The following is a 15,298-nucleotide window of genomic DNA, read 5'->3' on the forward strand; positions in this document are numbered from 1 at the left end:
GTGACGAGACCGGCCGCCACCCGGATCATGGAGATCCCGATGAGCAGCACGGTCACCCCCATCACCAGCGGCGGAAAGAGCCGCACGATCCGCGCGTACAGCGGTACCACAGCGAGCAGCAGCCCCGCCGCCAGAAGCACCGAGCCGCTCGCGACCGCGGGCCCGTGATCCGCGGCGATCTGCAGGAAGATCGCCGCGGCCGCGCCGCCCGGCAGCATCACGAACGGCAGCCGCGCCCCGAACTTCCAGACACCGAGCGACTGCAGCAGCGAACCCACGCCGCACAGCACCAGGACGGTGCTCAGGAGCGCGGCCGTGTCCGCGGGGGAGAGGCGCAGCGCGGCCGCGATGAGGAACACCGTCGACACGGGCGCGGCGGCCATGGCCAGGACGTGCTGGACGGCGAGCGGCGCGAGGCGACGCAGCGGAACACGCTCGTCGACGGGGGCCACAGCAGCGGAGGCAGCCGCGGCGCCGGGCGGACTCACGCACCACCCGCCAGGGAGCCGAGGACCTCCGCCGGGTACCGGTACGCCCGGAACAGCGCGTTCGGCTCGGCCGGGAAGAGTCGGCGCACCTCCGACTCCTGGTAGCTGCCGAAGTACGGCACCACGTACTCCCAGCACAGATAGCCGTCCGGCGTCACCTCGAAGATGCGGCCACCGGGGGAGTCCGTCACCAGGGTGTTGCCGTTCGGCAGGCGCTGCGCCGAGCCCATGAAGGGCGCGAAGAAGGACTCGCGCGCCGGGTCGTGGTACTCCCATGCGACCTTGCCGCCGTTGCGGTCGATCTCGATCACCCGGGAGTACGGCACGTCGTGGCCGGGCCGGAAGACGCCGTTGTCGAAGACGAGGAAGTTGCCGTTCTCCAGCTCGGTGGGGTCGTGCTGCTGCGACACGGTGCCGGGTTCGGTACGCCACAGGACCTCGCCGGTCTCGCGGCTGATCACGACGACCGCGGACACACTGCGCAGGCTGGCCAGAACGTTGCCGTCGGCGAGCGGGGTGACGCTGTTGATCAGGGGCCAGTGCTCGCGCGAGTAGTCCGGGTGCAGCGGGTACCCGGCCGGGTCGAGATGGTCGGCTGCGCGCCAGGACCAGAGCAAAGTGCCGTCGGCGTCGACCTCCTTGATGGTGTCGGCCCAGACCGTGCCGTCCGGCTCGGACCCGGCGACGCCGCCGCGCACCGCGGCCGCACGGTCCCCGCGAAGGGGCTCCAGGGCGGTGTAGAGGATGCGGCCGTCGTCCAAGTGGTGGGCGTCGTGGTGCTGGTAGGGATCCCGGTGCTCGTGCAGCACGGTGCCGTCGGCGGCGGCCTTGAGCATGACCCCGCCCCGGTACTTGTGCCACATCGGGAACAACGCCTGTTCGCCCGGGAGCACACCGTTGTACGCGAGTCGTCCGTCGGCGAGAAGGCGGGCATGCCGGCCCGGCCGGTACGGCAGGTGCCAGGTGTGCACCGGCTCGCCGTGCAGGTCGACGAGGTACACCTCGCCGCCGCCGGTGAGCGGTGCGAACAGGGTGTGACCCGGGCTCGCCGCGTCGGTGTCGAGAGCGATGAGTCCGGTGCCACGGCGCCGGCGCTGGTTCTGGTCCACGGGAGGCACGAGTGCCCTCACTTCCCAAGTTGGTCAAAGTTTTTTTGATGTGCTGAAACCTCTTTGAAGCTAGGTGAGTTGTGTGGCAACTGTGTGTCGGGCGTACGAAATCTGCTCCGGAGCCTTGGGCGGGTGCGGGGCGTCCTGCGGGGGCATGAGACTCTGCGCAGGTGGACGACCAGATACGGGACGACGGGACCTCCGACGACCGGGCCTCCGCCGACCGGACCTCCGAAGACCGAGCCTTGGACGTGCGGGCCCCGGACGAGCGGGCGACCGGGCTCGGGGATGCGCTCCGCCGCCGGCGGCGCGCCCTCGACCTCACGCTCGCCGCGGTCGCCGAACGCAGCGGCCTGTCCGTCCCGTTCCTGAGCCAGATGGAGAACGAGCGTGCCCGGCCCAGCATGCGCTCCCTGCAGCGCGTAGCGGACGCCCTGCAGACCACGGCCGTGCAGCTGCTGGCCGCTGCCGACGCGCCGGCGCGCAGCGTCGACCTGGTCCGCGCCGACGCCGACGCCGCCCTCGCCCCGGAGGCCAGGGCCCGGCCACTGGTGCGCGGCAGACAGCAGATGCACGCCCTGGAGTTCACCGGGGAGCAGCACGCCGACCGTGAATTCCGGCACCGCAACGACGAGTTGCTGTACGTGGCGGACGGCGCCGCCGAGGTCGAGGCCGAGGGCCGCACACACCGGCTCGTGGCCGGGGACACGCTCTACCTCACGGGCGGCGTACGCCACCGTTGGCGCACGACGGCACCGGGCACGCGGGTGCTGATCGTGGCGGTGTCGGACCACGTGGAAGCCGGCGGGGCCTGAGCCGAACCGGCCGGGGACCGACGGCTCAGGCCCCGTACGAGCGGCACCGGCCGCCGCCCGGACGCCGGCTCAGCGGCGTCGCCACTCCTCCGCCGGCAGCTCGTAGGACCGCACCCGGTCCGTGTGGTCATGGGTGATGGCCGGGACGAGCAACTCGTCGGCGCCAGTGGCCTCTTGGAGCTGTTCCAGCTGGTCGGCGCCCCGCCGCGGGGAGCCGACGAACTGCGTGTCGACGCGGTCCTGGACGAGGCCCGGTCAGCGTCGGTCCAGACGTGAGTGCGGGCTTCCTCCGGCGTCGGTACGCGAGGTGCTTGAAGGAGAACTTCGGCGGGATCCGCAGCCCGTTGGGGCCGCGGCCGTCGACGACGGCCGCGGACGGCGGGGTGGTGGACTCGCCCTGCGGGCGGCCCGCCGGAGCGGCCGAGCCCCAGGTCGAGGCGGCCGGGGTGCAGCGCGTCGATCAGGCCGAACTCGGCGGCTGCGGGCGGGGCCAGGGGCTCTCGCCGCGGTACGGGGGCGACGTCGGACGGGAACGGTCCCAACGAGTACGGGTGGGACATGGCGGGGAACTTCATGACGCCGCTCGCCCACTCGGTGCGCCGGTGTCGGGATGTGCGAGGCCGAGGTGGTCGCGCAGGGTCGTGCCCTCGTACTCGGTGCGGAACACGCCGCGTTCCTGCAGCAGCGGGACGACCGTGTCGGCGAAGACGTCGAGGCCGCCCGGGGTGATGTGCGGGACGAGGATGAAGCCGTCGGCGGCATCGGCCTGCACGAAGTGGTCGATGGTCTCGGCGACGGTGGCCGGGGTGCCGACGAACGACTGGCGGTTGCCGGTCTCGATGACCAGGTCGCGGATCGACCAGTTGTTGGCGGCCGCGAGCTCCCGCCACTCCCGGGCGACGGCCAAGGGGTCGCGGTACATCCGCACCTGGGCGCGGCCGCGCGCGACGGTGTGCTCGCCGAGGTCGGGGTCGATGTCGGGCACCGGGCCGTCCGGGTCGTACGCGGACAGGTCGCGGTTCCAGACGAACTCCAGGTGCTTGATCGCGGTGGCGCCGCTGACCTGCTGCCGGCGTACCTCCCGGGCCCGTTCATGCGCCTCGGCGTCCGTGTCACCGAGGACGAAGGTGGCTGCGGGCAGGATCAGCAACTGGTCGTGGGTGCGGCCGTGCTTCGCGAGGTGGCCCTTGACGTCCGCGTAGAACGCCTGGCCCTCCCTGAGGGTGCTGTGCCTGCTGAAGATCGCGTCCGCGTCGGCGGCGGCGAACTCCCGTCCCTCGTCCGAGTCGCCGGCCTGGAAGATCACCGGGCGGCCCTGTGGGCTGCGCGGGACGTTGAACTGCCCCTCGATGTCGAAGTGGTGGCCCTGGTGCACGAAGGCTCCGGCCTTCGCGTCCCGCAGGAACGTGCCGCTGTGCCGGTCGGCGACGATCTCGTCCCCGTGCCAGGAGTCGAGGAGTTCGATCGCGGTGGCCAGGAACTCCTTGGCCCGGGAGTAGCGCTCCTCCTGCGGAAGGAAGCCTCCGCGGCGGAAGTTCTCGCCGGTGAAGGCGTCCCAGGAGGTGACGACGTTCCAGGCGGCACGTCCGCCGGAAAGGTGGTCGAGGCTGGCGAACTGGCGGGCCACCTCGTAGGGCTCGTTGAAGGTGGAGTTGATGGTGCCGGTCAGGCCGAGGCGCTCGGTGACGGCGGCCAGGGCGGACAGGACGGTGAAGGTGTCGGGGCGCCCTACGACGTCCAAGTCGTAGAGTTTTCCGCCCTGTTCGCGCAGCCGGAGCCCCTCGGCGAGGAACAGGAAGTCGAACTTGGCGCGTTCGGCGGTGCGCGCGAAGTGCGCGAACGAGCTGAACTCGATGTGACTGCCGGCCTCGGGGTCGCTCCACACCGTGGTGTTGTTGACGCCGGGGAAGTGGGCGGCCAGATGGATCTGCTTCAGCGGCTTGCTCATGGTCGTACGGTCCCTCCGGCTCAGGCGGTGGCGGCAGCGGCGGCGGCATAGCGGTTGGCGGGGCGGGGGAGCCCGAGGAGCCCGCGGAGGGTGTCGGCCTCGTACGCGGTCCGGAAGGCGCCGCGGCGCTGGAGTTCGGGGACCAGACCACGGGTGATCTGCGGGAGGTCGTGAGCGACGACGGCCGGGCGCAGCCGGAAGCCGGGCAGCCCCGCTGCCCGCAACTCCTGGAGCAGATCGGCGAGTTGTACCGGCGTACCGGTGAAGATCGGGGCGTCGCTGGTGTACGGCTCGCCCGCGAGCTCGTCGAGGCGGTCCCGGCGGGCGGCGGCCTTGGCCGGGTCGTCGTCCAGGAGGACCACGAGGTCGCCGAAGAGGTGCACCACCTCGTCGGCCCGCCCCGCCGCCCGCTGTTCGGCGCGGACGGCGGCGACGACGGCCCGCGCATGGTCGGCGTCGTACGGAGTGACGTACCCGACGTCGAGCGAGCTGCCGACAAGGCGGAACGGCGCGCCGGTACTGTGCTCGTGGGCCAGCGCGCTGACGATTGGCTGCCCTTGGGGCGGCCGGGGTGTGATCGAGGGTCCCTTGACGCTGAAGTGCCTGCCCTGGAAGTCGATGTAGTGCAGCTTGTCGCGGTCGATGAAACGGCCGGTGGCGGCGTCGCGTATCTCCGCGTCGTCCTCCCAGCTGTCCCACAGGCGGCGTACCACCTCGACGTAGTCGGTGGCCTCGTCGAAGAGTTCGGTGGTCAGCTCCCGTACGACGGGATCGGCGGACTGCTCGACACCCTTGATGCGCACGGGAGGAAACGTGCGACGGCCGAAGTGCGCGGCCTCGTTGTGTCGCGCCGTGACCTGGACGCGCAGGCCGGCGCGGCCGGTGCTCACATAGTCGAGGGTGGCGATCGCCTTGGAGATGTGGAAGGGCTCTGTGTGGGTGGCCACCACGGTCGGCACGATCCCTATGTGCCGCGTGAGCGGGGCGACGCGGGCGGCGATGAGCAGGGCGTCCAGCCGCCCGCGTACCCGGTCGGTGCGGCCGTCGGGCTCCGTGAAGTACGAGGACTGGAGGCCGAGTCCATCCTCGATGGTCACGAAGTCGACCAGGCCACGTTCGGCCTCGATGACGAGGCCGGACCAGTACGCGGCGGTGAAGAGTTCCCCCGGGCGGGCTTCGGGCTCGCGCCATGCGGCCGGATGCCAGCCCGCGCCGTCCAGCGCGACGGCTAGGTGAAGTGATGCGGGCAGCGAAGAAGACAGAGATGAAGACAGCGAAGAAGACGAGGACACGACCGGGTGAGCCTTCCCGAACGACCGTAGGTGATCGCTGCCCTGTTGCCGGAGGCCCGGCAGCGGGCGAGCGAGGGGAGACGGGGTTACCCCCGGCCGAAGGCTGGGGGCGCGTCAGGAACGACAGAGCGCGCCGGCCACCCGCTGCAGGTCGATGTGAGCGCGGGAGTAAAGACGGACGCAGGAACGCGGGGCGAGCACCAGGACGCACGGGCAGGACACCGGCGGCATGGCCGTCACCTCCGTCCGTCCGGCTCGGCGGGCCCGGAGCCCGCCGTCGCGCTTGTGAACCCCGGGATCGGGCTCCACCTGGTCGTCACCTGGAGCACCCCGCCGCGCAGGAGGGTTGCCGGTCAGCAAGCCAGGGCTTGACGCTGACACTCATAACCTGCCTGGACGCTACGCGAGGCGGCAGCCCAGCGCAATGCCGCAAGGTCACGGTCACACGGCCACAACGCGCCAACGGCCCAGGAAATTCCGCCGAGTTGGGCCGACGAGCAGAACGGCCGGGACTCCCTAGCAGCGGATCGCCGTGTGGGCCTCCCGGATCGGTTTCACGTACAGATCCCGGGACCGGGACAGATGCCGGATCACCGTGGTGCGCGCGGTCTCCGCGTCGCCCAGCTGCACTTCCCGAATCGAGTCGGCGGATCCCGCCGTCGGATGCCGGTCCTCAGCCGGTACAGGATCCCGTTGATCACCTGGCGATGGTTCCTCCAACACCCGCCCCGGCCAATGCTTTTCGGCGAGACGCGCCGACTGTAGGTCGGAAGTGCGGCCGTACCAACGTTGAGGCGTTCAGAGACTCTGGTCAACCCGGCCGACTGCGAGGCCGGCCCATGCCGCTTGCACCTGGCCGGAGACGAATCCCGCGTCTTCGCCCACGAAGAACGAGACCGCGTTGGCGATGTCCTCGGGCGCGCCGACACGGGCCACGGGGATCCCGGCGGCGGATTGCCCGGATGATGTATCGGCATCCACCGGACTTGCCAAGGGCGATCCCGCAGCGAGGTGCGCGGCGACGCCGCATTCCTACGGGTTGTCCTGCTCCGCCCAGATGATCTTTCCTTCGCGTGTGTACCGGGTGCCCCAGCGGTGGGCGAGCTGGGCCACGAGGAAGAGGCCGCGGCCTCCTTCGTCGGTGGTCCGGGCGTGCCTGAGCCGGGGAGAGGTACTGCTGGTGTCCGTGACCTCGCAGATCAGGCGGGCTTCGCGCAGCAGTCGCAGTCGTACGTGCCCGGGTGCGTAGCGGATAGCGTTGGTGACCAGTTCACTGACGATGAGTTCGGTCGTCATGGTCAGTTCCTCCAGGCCCCATTCCTCGAGTTGGCGGGCGGCTAGGGTGCGGGCGCCCGAGACGGCGGCGGGGTCGCAGGCCACGTCCCAGGAAGCGACATTGTCGGTGGTGAGGACGTGTGTGCGGGCGAGTAGCAGCGCGACGTCGTCGGCATGAGGGGTGTCGGACAGTTCTCCCACGGCGTTGGCGCAGAGGGTCTCAAGCGGGACGTCCTGTTCGGCCAGAGCGCTGCCCAGGCGCGCCATTCCGCGGTCGACGTCCTGGTCGTCCCCCTCGATGAGGCCGTCGGTGTACAGGCCGATCAGGGTGTTCTCGGCGAGTTCGATCTCGGTCGCCTCGAAGGGCAGTCCGCCGAGGCCGAGCGGTGGGCCGGAGGGCAGTTCGAGGAAGCTGACGGCTCCTTCGGGAGTGACGACGACCGGTGGGGGGTGGCCGGCACGGGCGAGTTCGCAGCGTTGTGTGACCGGGTCGTAGACGGCGTACAGGCAGGTTGCCCCGATGACGCCCATATTGCCCTGGTCGGCTGTTTCGTCGTCGCGTTCCTCGTCACCGAGGCGGATCACGAGGTCGTCCAGGTGGGCGAGCAGTTCGTCGGGAGGCAGGTCCATGTCGGCGAGTGTCTGGACCGCGGTGCGCAGCCGGCCCATGGTCGCGGCTGCGCTGATACCGTGCCCGACCACGTCGCCGATGACCAGGCCGACGCGGGCGCCGGACAGGGGGATGACGTCGAACCAGTCTCCGCCCACGCCGTCCTTGGCGTCGGCCGGCAGGTACATGGAAGCGACGTCCACGGCGGTGCCGCCCTCCAAGGTGTGGGGCAGCAGGTTGTGCTGGAGCGTCACGGTCGCGTTGTGTTCGCGGGTGTACCGGCGTGCGTTGTCGACGCAGACGGCCGCGCGTGCGACGACTTCCCGGGCCATCAGAGCGTCGTCCGCATCGAATGAGGTGGGGTTCAGCGAGCGGGTGAATGTGGCCAGGCCCAGGACGGTGTCCCGCGCCCGCATCGGCACGGAGATGAGGGAGTGCATTCCGAACTCGCGGATCCTCGCGGCCCTCCAGGGCTCTTGCACCGTCCACTCGGGATGGTCTGGATCGATCACCGGTATGAGGACCGGTTCGCCGTGGACGAGGAGGCCGACGTCATGCGGAGGAGGGAGGAAGTCCACCCGGTCGCCCACCTGGGCGACCGCCTCAGGGCAGCCTTCGCGTACCGAACTCATTCCCGCCCGGCGCATAAGGGGCCGCGCGGCCGCCGGTCCCGCATCGGACAGCCACGTCCCGTGTCCTTGCGTGCTGAGGACCTGCTCCAGAAGGTCGACGACGACGAAGTCGGCGAACCGCGGTACGGCGAAGTCAGCCAGTTCCTGGGCCGTCGTCATGATGTCCAGGGTGCTGCCGACGCAGGCTCCGGCTTCATTGACCATGGACAGCAGTTGACGGGCGTTCCAGCGGTCGGTGACGTCGAGAACCATGTAGCAGACGCCCGTCACGGCTTCCTGGGCATCGACCATGGGGAAGAAGGACGTCGAGTAGGCGTGCTGTCGATGCGGGTCGGCCCAACTCCAGCCCACGTACTCGTAGTCGGCGACCGCCACACCGGTCCTCAGCACCTTGCCCATGACTTCTTCGAGGGACTCGGCCTGCAGCCCGGGCAGCAGCTCGCTCAGACGCTTGCCCAACCGCTGTTCACGGGGGACCCCGCCGAAGCGCTCCAGGGTGTCGTTGATCCAGACGTAGCGCAGCTCCGTGTCCACGACTGCCATGCCGACGGGCGACCGGGTCAGGAACCAGTCCATCACGGGCTGCCCGATGGCCCCTTGCGATCTCTGTTCTCGCGCCGAGACCAGATAGCAGTCCTGCCCGCCGAGTTGGAACGACGCGGACACCCGCAGCGGCAATTCGATGCGACGGCCGTCGCGGTGGCGGGCCCCTATCTGTCCGCTCCACCCCGTGCCCGTGCGGCAGTGCTCGGCGACTCCCGTCGCACGGAACCGGTCGCCCGGGTCGGACAACAGCATCGCGGCGGACCGGCCGATCGTTTCCGTCGCGGAGTATCCGAGGGCTTCTTCCGCCCCTCGGGTCCACACCACGATCCTGCCGGCATCGTTCACCACCGCAGACGCGTCATTGGCCGCGTCCAAAGGCGCACCCGGATCTGCAGGCGGCGGTATGTCGGAACGAGCCCTCGACGGCTCAGGTGTCGATGACATCCACCCACCTCAACATCCTTGTCCCTCCATGGTCCCGCTCGCCTGCTTGACATGCATGGGCGCAGGGCGCTCTCGGACGCGGCGGGGAGGGGTGAAGTGTCCGCCGGCCCTCTTGTGGCACCACTTCATCCGACTGAATTGTGCCGATGGCTACAGTGCCGGGTTCGGGCTGAGCCAGTGGGTGGCTTGATGGCGTGACGTGCCTGCCGATGGCGCTGAGGAGTCGGCGGCACCTTCTTTGTCCGGGCAGGTCGGGCGGAGAGAGGCGGGGGCGGGGCAGCACCGTCCGTATTTGCGCGATCGCCGGCCGCCTGGGGGACCGTTTCGCAAGCTGCCGCGTCCGGTGCTGTTCGCCAGGTCTACCTGCGGAGATCGCATCGTGAGAGGCCACGCGGGGCGCGGCGACGGATCCGGCTCGCGGTCCGGTTCGCGCGCGGCGCCCCTGTGTTGTGCCCGGCATGCGTGATCGAGGTGTCCGAAGTCTTGACGGTCTCGGACGGCGCTGCTTTTCTTACGTCCACTGAAGATACGTGCACGGAATAATTGTTGCGGACGCAGCGTGTGCAAGGGACCACTGTTGTGAACGCAGCCCCCGTAAAGAGCGTCACCGGCGCCGACTACTACGGCCGTCTCCAGGAGGCCAGAGTCGCCCCGTTGTGGCGGATCCCCGGCACCACGGACCCCGAACCCGGCGTCGCGGAGGTGCCCCACGTGTGGCGGTGGCGCGGCCTGGAGCCGCTGCTTCACCAGGCCACCGAGGTGATGGACCTGGGCGTCGACGAGGCCGACCGCCGTGCCCTCAACGCCCACAACCCTTCGAGAGTGTTCGGCACCACCCACACCCTCGTGGCCGGGTACCAGCTCGTCCTCCCCGGAGAGAACGCCCCGGCTCACCGACACAGCCCCGGAGCCATCCGCTTCATGCTGGCCGGAGCGGGATACACTACCGTCGAGGGCGAGCCGGTCCTGATGGAGCCCGGAGACCTGGTGCTCACCCCGGCGAACACCTGGCACGACCACCGCCACCCCGGTGACGAGCCGATGATCTGGCTCGACGGGCTCGATGTGCCCTTCGTCAAGCAGATGCGCGCCAACTTCTACGAGGACCATCCGAGCGGCGGCCTCCAGGAACTCGACAAGCCCGAGGGCTACAGCCTTGAGCGCTACGGAGCCGGCCTCACCCCCACCGCCGACCGCCCGGCGCATCCGCACTCCCCGATCATGAACTACAAGTGGGGGACGACCTACGCCGCGCTCAAGAAGCTCGCCGAGTCCGGAACGGACCCGCACAACGGTGTGAAACTCGAGTACACCAATCCCCTGACCGGCGGACATGTCCTGCCGACCATGGCCTGCTACCTGTCGTTGCTCCCCGAGCCGACCAAGGCCCAGCGCCATGTCTCCAGCGGCGTCTTCTGCGTCGCCCGCGGCAGCGGTCACAGCATCGTCGGCGGAGAGCGCCTGGACTGGGACGAGAAGGACTTCTTCGCCGTTCCCGCCTGGACCTGGTACGAGCACGTTCCCGACCCCGACACCGAAGTCGTCCTGTTCGAGATGAGCGACCTGCCGCTGCTCGAGCCCTTCGGTCTCCAGCGCAAGGAGAAGCGAGCGTGAGCACCGAGATCCTCATCGCCGGCGGTGGAATCGGGGGCGTCGCCACCGCACTCGCCTGCGCCCGTCGCGGCATCACCGTCACCGTTCTCGAACGAGCCGCAGAGTTCGGCGAGGTCGGAGCGGGACTCCAGATCGGCCCCAACGCCTGGCGCGTCCTGCGCGAGCTGGGCGTCCTGGACGGCCTGGCCGGGCGCGCCGTACTGCCCAGCCGCTGGGCGCTGACCGACATCACCACCGGCGAGGAGATCTTCTCCCTGCCGTTCGGCGAGGCCTTCGAGGAACGGTACGGCGCGCCCTACGCGGTCATGCACCGCGGTGAACTGCTCACCGCACTCATCACCGCCTGCCGTGGGACCGGTCTGGTCACCCTCGTCCCCGGCAAAGAGATCACCGAGGTCGGCCAGGACGGCGAATCCGCCACCGCACACTGCGCCGACGGAACCTCCCTCACCGCGGACGCGCTCGTCGCGGCCGACGGACTGCGCTCGGTGATCAGAGCCCAACTCCTCGACGCCGAGCCGCCGTTGCTGTCCTCGTACGTCGTCTACCGGGGCCCGGGTCCCAGGCCCGAGGGCATCGAGGACGCCGTGATGCTCTACGTGGGCGACGGCATCCACTACATGCAGTATCCGATCAGCGGCGGAACCATGCTCAATCGCGTCGCGTCCTTCAAATCCACCCGCGGCGAGCCCGGCACCGATGAGTGGGGCACCCCGCAGGAGCTGACGGAGAAGTTCGCCGGAGCCATGGCCTACGTGCGACAGGCCGTCGCCGAGATGGACATCGGCAAGCGCTGGCCGCTGTGCGACCGCAAGCCGCTCGCCGGCTGGGCCCAGGGCAGGATCACCCTGCTCGGCGACGCCGCGCACCCCATGAACCAGTACCTCGCGCAAGGCGCCTGCCAAGCCTTGGAGGACGCGCTCGCGCTGGGCGCCGCGCTCGCCGAGACCCCCGGCGACCCGGCCGCCGCGTTCAAGTCCTACGAGGCCGCGCGCTTCCCGCGCAGTTCCGCGGTCCAGGAACTCACCCGCTTCGTCGGCGACTTCTGCCACTTCGGCGGCGCCGCGGCCCTGCTGCGCGACCACTTCCTCGCCCGCCTCAGCGCCGAGGACCGCTACGCGTACACCGACTGGTTGTACCGAGCCGACGGCACCCTCCCGTCCCGGGCGCTCCCCGCCCACGTCGACCTGTACGCCCTCAGGAGTTGACATGCCACGCTACGCGGTACTCCAAGGCCCCAATCTCAACCGGCTCGGCAAGCGCGACCCGGCACGTTACGGCCACCACACGCTCGCCGACGTCCAGGCCGACATCGACGAATGCGCCGATGAACTCGGCGTCGAGACGGCCCACTTCCAGTCCAACCACGAGGGCGCCCTGATCGACTGGCTGCACGAACAACAGGACCAGGAGGGCCTGGCCGGGATCATCCTCAATCCGGCCGGACTCACGCGCGCGGGCTGGTCACTGCGCACCGCCGTCCAGGACGCGTGCGTCCCGATCGCCGTCGTACACCTCTCCGAGCTGCACCGCTACGGCCCGCAGCCCGAGCCCGACATCTTCCTCCCGGTGGCCAACGTGTACCTCGCGGGCGCGGGATGGCGCGGCTACCGGTTCGCCCTCCAAGCCCTGCACCACAAAAGCGGGTGACGTCGGTGAGACTGTTCAACCGCAGCCGCCTGGGAATCGCCGCGCTGCTCGCACTGGTGGGCATCCTCTACGTCCTGCCCATCGCCATGACCGTGTACGGGGCCTTCCGCACCGCACCGCCCGGCCTGCCCGGCGACTTCAGCCTCACCGGCCTGACCGACGCCTTCGCCGACTCCCGCACCTACTCGACACTCGGCAACTCCCTGTGGCTCGCGGTCATGGCGGGGCTGAGCGCGACCGCACTGGCGGTGGCCTTCGCCTGGATCGTCTCGCGAACCGACGCGGCACTGCGCCGGTTGGTCACCCCGCTGATGGCCGTCGTACTCGCCACGCCGCCGCTGTTCTTCTCCCTGGCCTGGAACCTCCTTGGCACACCGAAGTTCGGCCTCCTCAACGAGGCACTCGGAGCCGTCGGGCTGCCCGACACCCTTGCGGTGACCGGGCGTTGGGGCGTCTGGTTCGTGCTCTCGCTCAAGCTCTGCTCGCTCGGCTACTTCATCCTCATCGGCCCGTTCCTCGCCATGGACCGCAGACTCGAGGAGGCCTCGCTGATCGCGGGCGCCGGGCGGCTGAAAACCTTCGTACACGTCAATGTGCCCGTGATGGCCCCCGCGGTCATGTCCGTCTTCATCATCGCCTTCATCATCGGCCTGATCGTCCTGGACATTCCGCTGATCATCGGAAGGCCGGCCGGTTTCCAGGTCTTCGCCACCCAGATATTCGACTTCGCCAACAACGACATCCCGCCCAACTACGCCGCCGCCAGCGCTCTCGCCATGATCTTCATCGCGGTCGTGGTCGCCCTGGTGGCCATCAAATGGCGACTTCTGGACCGCAGGCAGTTCACCACCGTCAGCGGCAAGGGCGCGAGGCCCGAGCCCTGGGACCTTGGTCGCTGGACCTGGCTGTGCAACGCCGTGATCGTCGTGTACGCGCTGCTCGCTTTGGTCCTGCCCGTCATCCAGATCGTCCTGGGATCCCTTCAGCCGGTCTTCGGGATCAACCGCTTCTCCGCCGACAACTTCACGGCGCTGCTGGATGATCCCCAGGTCATGCCCGCGCTGATCAACACCGCCCAGTACGCCGTCGTCGGCGGGGCGCTGGCCGTCGCCCTGTCCCTGCTGACGGCGATGGTCGGACGGCACGGCTCGCTGAGGCTGCGACGTGGCCTGGAGCTGTCCTCCTGGCTGCCGTGGGCGGTCCAGGGCATCATCCTCGGACTCGCACTGGTGTGGACGTTCCTGTCGGTGCCGTTCCTGCGGTCACTGTTCGGAACGGTCACTATCGTGCTGATCGGCCTCGTCGTGGCCTCCACCCCGGTCGCCGGACGCGCCATGGACGCGGCCCTCGCCCAGGTCGGCCGCGAACTCGAGGAGTCCGCGCGGGTTTCCGGAGCCTCATCACTGCGGATGGGCGTCGGCATCGTCGCCCGGCTCATCCTGCCGAGCTGCCTGGCGGCCTGGCTGATCACCGCCATCCAGATCGCCGGCAACTTCGAAGTGCCCATCCTGCTCTCCCGCCCCGCCAACCAGCCCGTGGCCGTTCTGGTCTACCAGCTCAACGTGCAGGGCGAGGTCACCCGGGCGGCGGCGCTGTTCGTGCTGCTCCTCGGTGCCGTGGTCTGCCTCGCCCTCGTCCTGGGCGCCGTGGCCTGGCTGATACGCGGCAGGGCTTCGAGCCCCAAGGCCCCCACCGCGAGGGCGGCCACCGCGTCCGTGACGCCCACGGTGCCGTCGATTCCGTCCCGCCCCGCACTCACCAACTCAGGAGTGGAATAGCCATGGCCGCTGTCACCATCCGGGGCCTGACCAAGCGCTACGGCGACGCCTGCGTCGTCGACGGGCTCGATCTGGACATCTCCGACGGCGAGTTCCTCACCCTGCTCGGGCCCAGCGGCTGCGGGAAGACCACCACCCTGCGCTGCATCGCCGGACTCGAGAAGCCCGACGCCGGCGAGATCCTCATCAACGGCAAGGTCGTCGTCGACAGCTTGGGCACCTTCGTACCGCCCGAGAAGCGCGGCCTCGGCATGGTCTTCCAGAGCTACGCCCTGTGGCCCCACATGACCGTCAAAGGCAATGTCGCCTATCCGCTGAAGATGCGTCACACACCCCGCCCCGAGATCGCCTCACGGGTGCGGGAATCGCTGGAGACCGTCGGCCTGGGGCAGCTCGCCGACCGCTCGGTGGGCGCTCTGTCCGGCGGCCAGCAACAACGTGTCGCACTCGCTCGCGCCCTCGTCGCGCAGCCGGGCCTGGTCCTGTTCGACGAGCCGCTGTCCAACCTCGACGCCCGCCTGCGAGCCTCCATGCGCGAGCAGTTGCAGCTCCTGCACGAGCGGCTCCCGGCCACCTCGGTGTACGTCACGCACGACCAGATCGAGGCACTGACCCTCTCCGACCGGATCGTCGTCATGCACGACGGCCGCATCCAGCAGGTCGGCACGCCGACGCAGATCTACGCCGACCCCGCCAACGCCTTCGTCGCCGACTTCGTGGGCTTCGAGAACCTGTTGCCCGGGGTCGTGGTGAAAGCCGACCTCGACCAGGTCGTTGTCCAGGTCGACGGCTTCCCCGAGCCCGTGTCGGCCCGCCCCACCGGGCAGCCGCCAACCGCAGGCGAGAAGGCCACCGTCGTCGTACGGGCCAACGCCTTCTCCTTCACCCCCACCCCCTCGGTCGAGAACACCGCCACCCCATCGGGAGTTCCCGCCGAAGTGCTGACCGCCGCCTACCTCGGCGACCAGGCCGAGTACACGATGCGTGTCGGCCCCCACACCGTACGGGTGCGCACCCCCGCGCCCGCGACCGCGCGCCCCGGCGACCGCGTCTCCCTCGTTCCCCAGCCCGGCGCATTGCTCGCCGTGGCCTGAACG

Annotated in this window: 13 protein-coding genes, 1 pseudogene and 1 riboswitch; of the genes and pseudogenes, 7 read left to right on the plus strand and 7 right to left on the minus strand. The window is 69.9% G+C overall.

What is annotated here, in order from left to right:
- The coding region (locus tag GUY60_RS03750; protein ID WP_312866171.1) for a solute carrier family 23 protein at window positions 1–488 on the minus strand (488 nt) is incomplete at its 3' end.
- On the minus strand, window positions 485–1,597 hold the full coding sequence (locus GUY60_RS03755; protein WP_312866172.1) for an arylsulfotransferase family protein: 1,113 nt from the start codon (window positions 1,595–1,597) through the stop codon (window positions 485–487). The genes GUY60_RS03755 and GUY60_RS03750, both read right to left, overlap by 4 nt.
- Window positions 1,598–1,848: 251 nt before the next feature.
- On the opposite strand from GUY60_RS03755, the gene GUY60_RS03760 reads away from it, so the two are divergent.
- Complete coding sequence (locus GUY60_RS03760) at window positions 1,849–2,412, plus strand: helix-turn-helix domain-containing protein (protein ID WP_161693763.1); 564 nt, start codon at window positions 1,849–1,851, stop codon at window positions 2,410–2,412.
- Between the two features lie 129 nt (window positions 2,413–2,541).
- Window positions 2,542–2,688, plus strand: coding sequence for a hypothetical protein (locus GUY60_RS39645; protein ID WP_161693701.1), 147 nt, complete (start codon window positions 2,542–2,544; stop codon window positions 2,686–2,688).
- Window positions 2,689–2,983: 295 nt separating this feature from the next.
- On the opposite strand, the gene GUY60_RS03770 is transcribed toward GUY60_RS39645, so the two are convergent.
- From GUY60_RS03770 to GUY60_RS03785, 5 genes and pseudogenes are all read right to left on the minus strand, one after another.
- A complete protein-coding gene (locus tag GUY60_RS03770) occupies window positions 2,984–4,360 on the minus strand; it encodes an NtaA/DmoA family FMN-dependent monooxygenase (RefSeq protein WP_161693703.1) in 1,377 nt (458 codons plus the stop codon).
- Between the two features lie 20 nt (window positions 4,361–4,380).
- Window positions 4,381–5,652 (minus strand): LLM class flavin-dependent oxidoreductase, encoded by a 1,272-nt coding sequence (locus GUY60_RS03775; RefSeq protein WP_161693705.1) that lies wholly within the window; start codon window positions 5,650–5,652, stop codon window positions 4,381–4,383.
- Between the two features lie 114 nt (window positions 5,653–5,766).
- Window positions 5,767–5,883 (minus strand): putative leader peptide, encoded by a 117-nt coding sequence (locus tag GUY60_RS39895; protein ID WP_376771151.1) that lies wholly within the window; start codon window positions 5,881–5,883, stop codon window positions 5,767–5,769.
- 43 nt (window positions 5,884–5,926) lie between these two features.
- A riboswitch (SAM riboswitch) is annotated at window positions 5,927–6,041 on the minus strand.
- Window positions 6,042–6,284: 243 nt separating this feature from the next.
- Window positions 6,285–6,398 (minus strand): annotated as a pseudogene (locus GUY60_RS39650) (IS5/IS1182 family transposase); the annotation flags it as partial.
- A 286-nt stretch (window positions 6,399–6,684) separates the two neighbouring features.
- A complete protein-coding gene (locus GUY60_RS03785) occupies window positions 6,685–9,159 on the minus strand; it encodes a SpoIIE family protein phosphatase (protein WP_161693709.1) in 2,475 nt (824 codons plus the stop codon).
- Window positions 9,160–9,738: 579 nt separating this feature from the next.
- Between GUY60_RS03785 and GUY60_RS03790 the strand changes: the two genes are divergently transcribed.
- From GUY60_RS03790 to GUY60_RS03810, 5 genes are read left to right on the plus strand one after another with little or no spacing between them, the layout of a single operon-like run.
- Window positions 9,739–10,773 carry a cupin domain-containing protein gene (locus GUY60_RS03790; protein WP_161693711.1) on the plus strand — a complete coding sequence of 345 codons (1,035 nt, stop codon included), beginning with the start codon at window positions 9,739–9,741 and terminating at the stop codon, window positions 10,771–10,773.
- Window positions 10,770–11,981: an FAD-dependent monooxygenase gene (locus tag GUY60_RS03795; protein WP_161693713.1), complete on the plus strand. Its 1,212-nt coding sequence runs from the start codon at window positions 10,770–10,772 to the stop codon at window positions 11,979–11,981. Before GUY60_RS03790 ends, GUY60_RS03795 begins: the two co-directional genes overlap by 4 nt.
- A gap of 1 nt (window position 11,982) precedes the next feature.
- Window positions 11,983–12,423, plus strand: a complete 441-nt coding sequence (locus GUY60_RS03800; RefSeq protein ID WP_161693715.1) for a type II 3-dehydroquinate dehydratase — start codon at window positions 11,983–11,985, stop codon at window positions 12,421–12,423.
- 5 nt (window positions 12,424–12,428) lie between these two features.
- Window positions 12,429–14,201, plus strand: coding sequence for an ABC transporter permease (locus GUY60_RS03805; protein WP_161693717.1), 1,773 nt, complete (start codon window positions 12,429–12,431; stop codon window positions 14,199–14,201).
- Window positions 14,202–14,203: 2 nt separating this feature from the next.
- Window positions 14,204–15,295, plus strand: a complete 1,092-nt coding sequence (locus GUY60_RS03810) for an ABC transporter ATP-binding protein (protein ID WP_161693719.1) — start codon at window positions 14,204–14,206, stop codon at window positions 15,293–15,295.
- Window positions 15,296–15,298 lie beyond the last annotated feature (3 nt).

It is taken from the genome of Streptomyces boluensis (genome assembly GCF_009908195.1).
GTDB lineage: Bacteria > Actinomycetota > Actinomycetes > Streptomycetales > Streptomycetaceae > Streptomyces > Streptomyces boluensis.